Genomic DNA, 6068 nt, shown 5'->3' with positions numbered 1-6068 from the left:
GTATAGCGATATCTTCTTTAATAAAAGGCAGCAGGGAAGAAATTAATACCCACACCATAAATCCTACAACGAGATTTAAGGTTTGTAATGGAAGCTGAATTTTTCTAAACATCCTGACCACTCTCTCTTCTAATTATATATTGTAAACCCGAATTTTCATCAAAAGCTGACCACTCATTTTCATTTTTAGTCACATTGGATAACAATGGGACAGCGAAAAAGTTAATGTCGTCAAAATAAATACGCAGATGTGTTATGTCAGGACAAAGCTCCACCTTAACAATCGTTTTAGAAACGAAAGGAGCTTTATCCTGGCCATCATCATCTAAGATGGCTACTCTTGCTTTTTCCGATACTAATGGTTGTATATCTTCTACATTAATTTGTTCCACAGGTATTGCACCCTCTCTTTGCCATGTAAACATTCATCTGATAACCCTGCAAATATTTCCAGAATGTATCTTTTGCATGATTCTCGATAAATTCAATTGTTTCCTCTTCAGACTCCCATCTGCTCATTCCCTTTACTTCGGCAACTACAATATCAACCCCATCTATTGACTTTTCATCTAAATACCAGTTAAGACGGACATCTTTAAAAAGGTCTGAAAGGAGCTTATCGATTTCAGTAGCAAAATTTCCAGATGCTTCTTTTATAAAACAAAAATCAAGGTATGTTTCACTGTTCATTTGATTCACGCCTTTTCATTTTTCGTTTTTTTATAAGTAAATAACGCTAAGGGAAACACCACAATGTTTAATCCCCCAAATATTAATACATTTACATAATTTTCATAATAATATTGGTGAACCATAAATTGGGTAAATACAATATTCATCATAAAGAAGGCACAAAGCAGCGCGACACCAATAAACTTAAGCCTCATAACGCTTCACCCTTACTGCGTATACCGCGCCATTTTCAACTTTCACCTGAATCTCAGGCAGCGGCCTTCTTGGCGGACCGGCAGTTGGAACACCTGTTTCAACATCAAATTTCCCATGATGACAAGGACAAACCATCTCTCCTTCTTCCTTCACCCAGAAAACCGGGCAGCGAAGATGTGTGCATGCATTTTGGTAAGCTACGTATTTCTTTTCTGACAATCTGATCAAAAGAGCATCATCATGATCACCTGGAAATTTAAACTCTAATGCGTCACCAATTGCAAGTTTGCTTACATCTGTTATTTTTTTGTGAGGATACTCCTTATCCCCCAGCCCCAGCAATTCTTTAGCCGCTACCGCCCCCCAAGGAAGGGAGGAAATTGCGAATACGCCAGCAGCCCCCACTAATGTTTTCATGAATCCACGTCTGTCAAGCTTTCTTTCATTATTCCGTTCAATATTATGAGTGTAATTATCTTCATTAAAGGGAATTTTATTATTTTTATCTGACGGCATCTTAATCCCTCCTAAAATAGCTTTGTTATCCCCTGTAAAATACCAGGCAAATTTACTTTAACGTTCGTTTCACCTTCAAGATACGGGATGCTGGTCACCCATTTTCCATTATCTAGATTAAATTGTTTTTTCTTATTTTCAATTTCTTCATCTGTTAGCCACTGAAGTGTATTAGACGGACAAACACTTGCACACATTGGCGGGATACTGTCTTTTGTCCGGTCGATACATAAATCGCATTTGTACATTAAGTTTTGTTCAGTATCAAATTTTGGTATTCCGTATGGACAAGCAATCGTACAGTTTTGGCAGCCGATACATTTTTCAACGAGAGCTGATAATACGGCCCCTGTTTCATGGATTTGGATTGCCTGGGCTGGACAGCTTCTTGTACAGGCCGGATTCACACAATGAAGGCACATAAGAGGCATGGTTTGCCGATTAACCATAGGGTTTACATCGTAAACGTAGTTTCTGTTCCGCTCTTCATGCCCTCCGCATTGTGTACATGCTGCAAGGCATGAACGACATCCTATACAGTTTTCAAGTTCTAAGTACAGCCTCTTTTTCATTTATTGCACCTTCTTTATTTCTACTTTTTCCAATTGAGCAGCACATGCCTTATATTCCGGCATACGGGAAATCGGATCCAGTGCTGCAATGGTTAATAGATTGATAGATTGCTCGTGACCAAAGTGGTACGGAACAAATACAGTATCTTTACGAATTGCTTCTGTAATTTTCACTTTATAGATTGCCTCACCTCTTCGGGTAAATAGGCGGACTCTTTCTTCATGTTCCATATTGTATATTTTTGCTGTTTCAGGATGTACTTCGACGTATGGCTCCGGACACATATCACGCAGGAACTGGATTCTTCTCGTCTGGTTCCCTGATAAGTAGTGGTAAACGACACGTCCAGTTGTTAAACGAAGCGGATATTTTTCATCTGGCTCTTCAGCAGGGGGGCGGTAAGGAAGCGCACAAATTTTCGCTTTGCCGTCTGCGTGATAGAATTTTTTATCCAGGAACATATGGGGCGTTCCCTTGTCATTTTCATCCTTGCAAGGCCAAAATACACCGTCCTGTTTGTCGATTTTATCCCATGTAGCACCGTAATAATCGGCATATCCGCCTTTACTAGCCAGTCTGAATTCATCAGCTATATCTTTTGCTGTTTTCAAATATGAAAAATATTTTCCTCTTCCGAGACGTTCTGCAAGCTCTACTTGTATTTGCCAATCGGGCTTAGATTCACCGATTGGTTCTTGTGCCTTATTTATCTTAATAATTCTTCCTTCCAGGTTTGTAACTGTCCCTTCATCTTCTGACCACGTTACAGACGGCAGGATCACATCCGCAAACTCTGCTGATTCAGAAAGATAGAAATCCGAACACAACATAAAATCCAGGTTTTTCATCGCGCTTCTGACGAAATTTAAATTCGGCGCGGATACTGCAGGATTAGAACATAGCAGATACAATCCGCGGATCGTTTTTTGTTCCATTAGTTCAAACATTTCATAAGCAGAAACACCCGGCTGAGGCATTTCTTCCGGAGTGATTTTCCATACTTTACAAACTTCTTCTACATGTTTAGGATTTGTAATTTTTCGGTATCCTGGCAATAAATCCGCTTTCTGACCATGCTCTCGTCCACCCTGTCCGTTTCCTTGACCTGTGAATGTTGCTACACCAGACTTCGGACGGCCAATCTTACCCGTTACAAGCGCCATGTTTGTATATCCAGATACATTGTCAACACCCTTATGCTGCTGTTCAATTCCACGGGCAAACATGACAACTGCATTCGGTGCTTTTCCATAAATCTCTGCTGCGCGAATGATTTTTTCCGGTGCCACACCTGTAAGCTCACTCGTATATTCCGGTGTAAATTCTTTTACAAGCTCTTTTGTTTCTTCAAATCCGTTTGTATGATTATTAATAAACTCTTTGTCAGCATAACCCTTTTGAATTAATAAATTTAAGATTCCATTAGCAAGGGCAAGATCCGTTCCCGGTTTCAGGTCAAGGTGCACATCTGCTCTTCTCGCAATAGGCGTTTCGCGGGGATCCACCACGATAATGTATCCGCCTCTTTCTTGAACGTTCCAGACTCGGAACATAGAAGTTGGATGACATTCTGCTGTGTTACTTCCTGCAATAAATAAGCAATCCGTTTCATGAATATCTGTCCAGGGTAATGTTGAACCTCTATCTACGCCGAAAGAACGAAGGAATCCCCCGGCCGCACTAGACATACAGAAACGGCCATTATAGTCAATGTAGCGCGTTCCAAGAGCCACACGTGCAAATTTCCCTGTTAAATAGCATTTTTCATTTGTCATTGATACGCCGCTGAAAACGGATAATGAATCTTTTCCATATTTATTTTGAAGCTCACTGAACTTTTTCACGATTAAATCATATGCTTCATTCCAGCTTGCTTCACGAAAGCCTTCCTTTGTTCCCTTTAATGATGCATCATCACGAATAAGCGGTTTTAAAATACGATCATCATGGTTCGTCTGCTGGTAAGCTGTAACCCCTTTTGGACACATTTTTCCAACCGTTACAGGCCAGTCATAACGTGGTTCAACCCCAATGATTTTATTTGTCGCTCTATTTACCCTTAAATTCATTCCGCACTGCATTCCACAATACGCACAATGCGTTTTGACCAATGTTTCATTCGGGTGTATCACATTCTCTACTTCTTTAAAAAACTTATCCCTTTGCATTCTGGTTTGCCTCCTTAACTTTTAGCTCATGGATAGGGAAACCGGAAAATTGAGCAATCCGGTATTTTCTTCGGCAAGGTAGGCACATTTCAGCGAGATGATGGCCTTCCTTCGTTTGAAATTCGATATCGTTCACGCCGAGAACCTCTACGACATCTTTTGATTGTTCTGTTGAAACAAACTCATCACCACATACTTTGCATCCTTTCATGGATTGTTCCGCATAATGCTCTCTGTAGTTTCTTGCAAATACACTCATTGGGCGGAATGGTATGTGAGCAAGTTTTCCGAACGGAAGATAAATCAATGTAATAATGACTGACCACTGGTGAATCAGGGACATAGCTGGCTGACCTGCACCGCGCAAGAAGATGTTCATAAACGTTAGTGACAAGCCTGTAACGCTAACTAATAACAGCATATATAATGGAAGAAAGTCATACATGAATTTTTGTTCTGCTCTTGCCTGCATATTTTTCAAACGGCGGTATAGAGCCATGCATACTCCGGCGATTACCATCACAGCTGTAATGTTCAGAGCGTTATAAGATAAGTTAGCAATGATCCCATTAGCTGGTACTGTTATTACCCGGATCCCCATTGCGATAATGCTGTAGTAGCCATTGTCGTCCATGGTGAAGTACATCCATCCAAATACTAGAGGGAATGTCACGAAGCAGGAAAGAATACATCCCCATCCGATTAGAATGTGCTGAGTCCATCGGTAAATTCCCCTATTCCAGATGAAATTGTATGTTGCTAAATGTTCAACTGATGTTTTAGGCGTTGATTTTCTAAATAGAAGTTTGATGCCTTTTTTTATAAAAATCTTTGTTGGCGGCCTTTCTCCCCATGCGATAAACCTGTAAAAGAACCCCCCAATAAAAATAATCGTCCCCACCATATAGCCATAAAGGTTTAAATCTACGTGTGTAAACATTCTTGTGCCAAAAAACGATAAGGTTACAAGTCCGCAAACTGCTAGAAACATAGACTTAGCAAAATGTGATGCAAATGCATTATCAATTGATTTTCCTGTTTTTTGATTTGCTGCGACTTTTGCCTGCATTACTATTCCTCCTCATTACAAACAATTACCATACCCTTATTGTAAGAGGTGCCCCGATTTTTCCATATCGGGGAACTTCCCTATCATAAGGGAAAAATTCCCCTATCTTTGAAAATAAAAAAACAGCTCTGATGTGCAGAACTGCCTGTACTTTATTATAAACTTGCTCTTTTCCAGTTTTTCGTAATTTATATTATATAGGAGGAAATACTGATGGAATTTTTTCTTGAAGTTAGGCTGTTTTCGGAGAATAAACAAAAAAAAGAAAGTGCCCTTTTAATAAGAGCACTCTCTTCCTTTTTGCTACTTCTTGATGTGAAATAACTATATAATATGCTGTTTTTTTAGAGCTAATGAAATCGAAACCTTTAATTCATTTAATTGTTGTTCTTTTTGAAGGAAAAGCTGCTCGGCTTCTTTTAAGGTTACTCGTGAAAATTGAATAGCTTCCCCTGGTTTGACCTGAGCAATTAATGGTAAATCTGCTGTAATCACTTGAGCTATCTTAGGATACCCTCCCGTTGTTTGGCTATCCGCAAGAAGAATGATAGGGTTTCCATCAGGAGGAACTTGAACAGACCCGTTAGTTACTGCTTCAGACAATAGCTCCCTTTTATCCTGTAACTCTAACAAAGGACCTGATATTCTATAGCCCATACGATCAGATTGGTTTGAAACTTTAAACAAATTCTCTGCAAAACTAACTTTACTAGAGTCCGTAAAATAATCGTACTGGCTTCCATCTACGAAACGAATAACTGGCATGCGATTTGGCATAAACTCCTTTTCATTGACAAACCACAATGGAGCGATAAACGCTTCCTTAAACTCCCGGTTATCTAGAATCGTAGAAG

General features: G+C 39.7%; 8 protein-coding genes. All 8 read right to left on the bottom strand.

Translation table 11 applies throughout. The features are described 5' to 3' along the window. Positions 1-104 precede the first annotated feature (104 nt). Positions 105-392 (bottom strand): hypothetical protein, encoded by a 288-nt coding sequence (locus tag AC1DUW_RS19000; protein ID WP_053345816.1) that lies wholly within the window; start codon positions 390-392, stop codon positions 105-107. Further along, positions 379-690 (bottom strand): hypothetical protein, encoded by a 312-nt coding sequence (locus AC1DUW_RS18995; protein WP_053345815.1) that lies wholly within the window; start codon positions 688-690, stop codon positions 379-381. The genes AC1DUW_RS19000 and AC1DUW_RS18995 overlap by 14 nt, the downstream gene beginning before the upstream one ends. Before the next feature lie 5 nt (positions 691-695). Beyond that, on the bottom strand, positions 696-887 hold the full coding sequence (locus AC1DUW_RS18990) for a hypothetical protein (protein ID WP_053345814.1): 192 nt from the start codon (positions 885-887) through the stop codon (positions 696-698). After that, positions 877-1404, bottom strand: coding sequence for a Rieske (2Fe-2S) protein (locus AC1DUW_RS18985; RefSeq protein ID WP_053345813.1), 528 nt, complete (start codon positions 1402-1404; stop codon positions 877-879). Before AC1DUW_RS18985 ends, AC1DUW_RS18990 begins: the two co-directional genes overlap by 11 nt. An 11-nt stretch (positions 1405-1415) precedes the next feature. Continuing rightward, positions 1416-1976, bottom strand: coding sequence for a 4Fe-4S dicluster domain-containing protein (locus tag AC1DUW_RS18980; protein WP_477643196.1), 561 nt, complete (start codon positions 1974-1976; stop codon positions 1416-1418). Beyond that, positions 1977-4145 carry a molybdopterin oxidoreductase family protein gene (locus tag AC1DUW_RS18975; protein ID WP_053345811.1) on the bottom strand — a complete coding sequence of 723 codons (2169 nt, stop codon included), beginning with the start codon at positions 4143-4145 and terminating at the stop codon, positions 1977-1979. It abuts the gene before it with no gap. Further along, positions 4132-5214 carry a hypothetical protein gene (locus tag AC1DUW_RS18970; RefSeq protein WP_053345810.1) on the bottom strand — a complete coding sequence of 361 codons (1083 nt, stop codon included), beginning with the start codon at positions 5212-5214 and terminating at the stop codon, positions 4132-4134. The genes AC1DUW_RS18975 and AC1DUW_RS18970 overlap by 14 nt, the downstream gene beginning before the upstream one ends. Before the next feature lie 324 nt (positions 5215-5538). Beyond that, positions 5539-6068: 5-oxoprolinase subunit C family protein (locus AC1DUW_RS18965; RefSeq protein ID WP_477643195.1), on the bottom strand; the 530-nt coding region annotated here is incomplete at its 5' end.

This window comes from Peribacillus sp. P4_C12, from assembly GCF_056402095.1.
This window is presented reverse-complemented; position numbering and strand designations above follow the sequence as displayed.

What these genes read in the sequence shown, in the direction of transcription:
- AC1DUW_RS18995 (WP_053345815.1), bottom strand. Translation starts at nt 690, where the DNA reads ATGAACAGTGAAACATACCTTGATTTTTGTTTTATAAAAGAAGCATCT.
- AC1DUW_RS18990 (WP_053345814.1), bottom strand. Translation starts at nt 887, where the DNA reads ATGAGGCTTAAGTTTATTGGTGTCGCGCTGCTTTGTGCCTTCTTTATG.
- AC1DUW_RS18985 (WP_053345813.1), bottom strand. Translation starts at nt 1,404, where the DNA reads ATGCCGTCAGATAAAAATAATAAAATTCCCTTTAATGAAGATAATTAC.
- AC1DUW_RS18980 (WP_477643196.1), bottom strand. Translation starts at nt 1,976, where the DNA reads ATGAAAAAGAGGCTGTACTTAGAACTTGAAAACTGTATAGGATGTCGT.
- AC1DUW_RS18975 (WP_053345811.1), bottom strand. Translation starts at nt 4,145, where the DNA reads ATGCAAAGGGATAAGTTTTTTAAAGAAGTAGAGAATGTGATACACCCG.
- AC1DUW_RS18970 (WP_053345810.1), bottom strand. Translation starts at nt 5,214, where the DNA reads ATGCAGGCAAAAGTCGCAGCAAATCAAAAAACAGGAAAATCAATTGAT.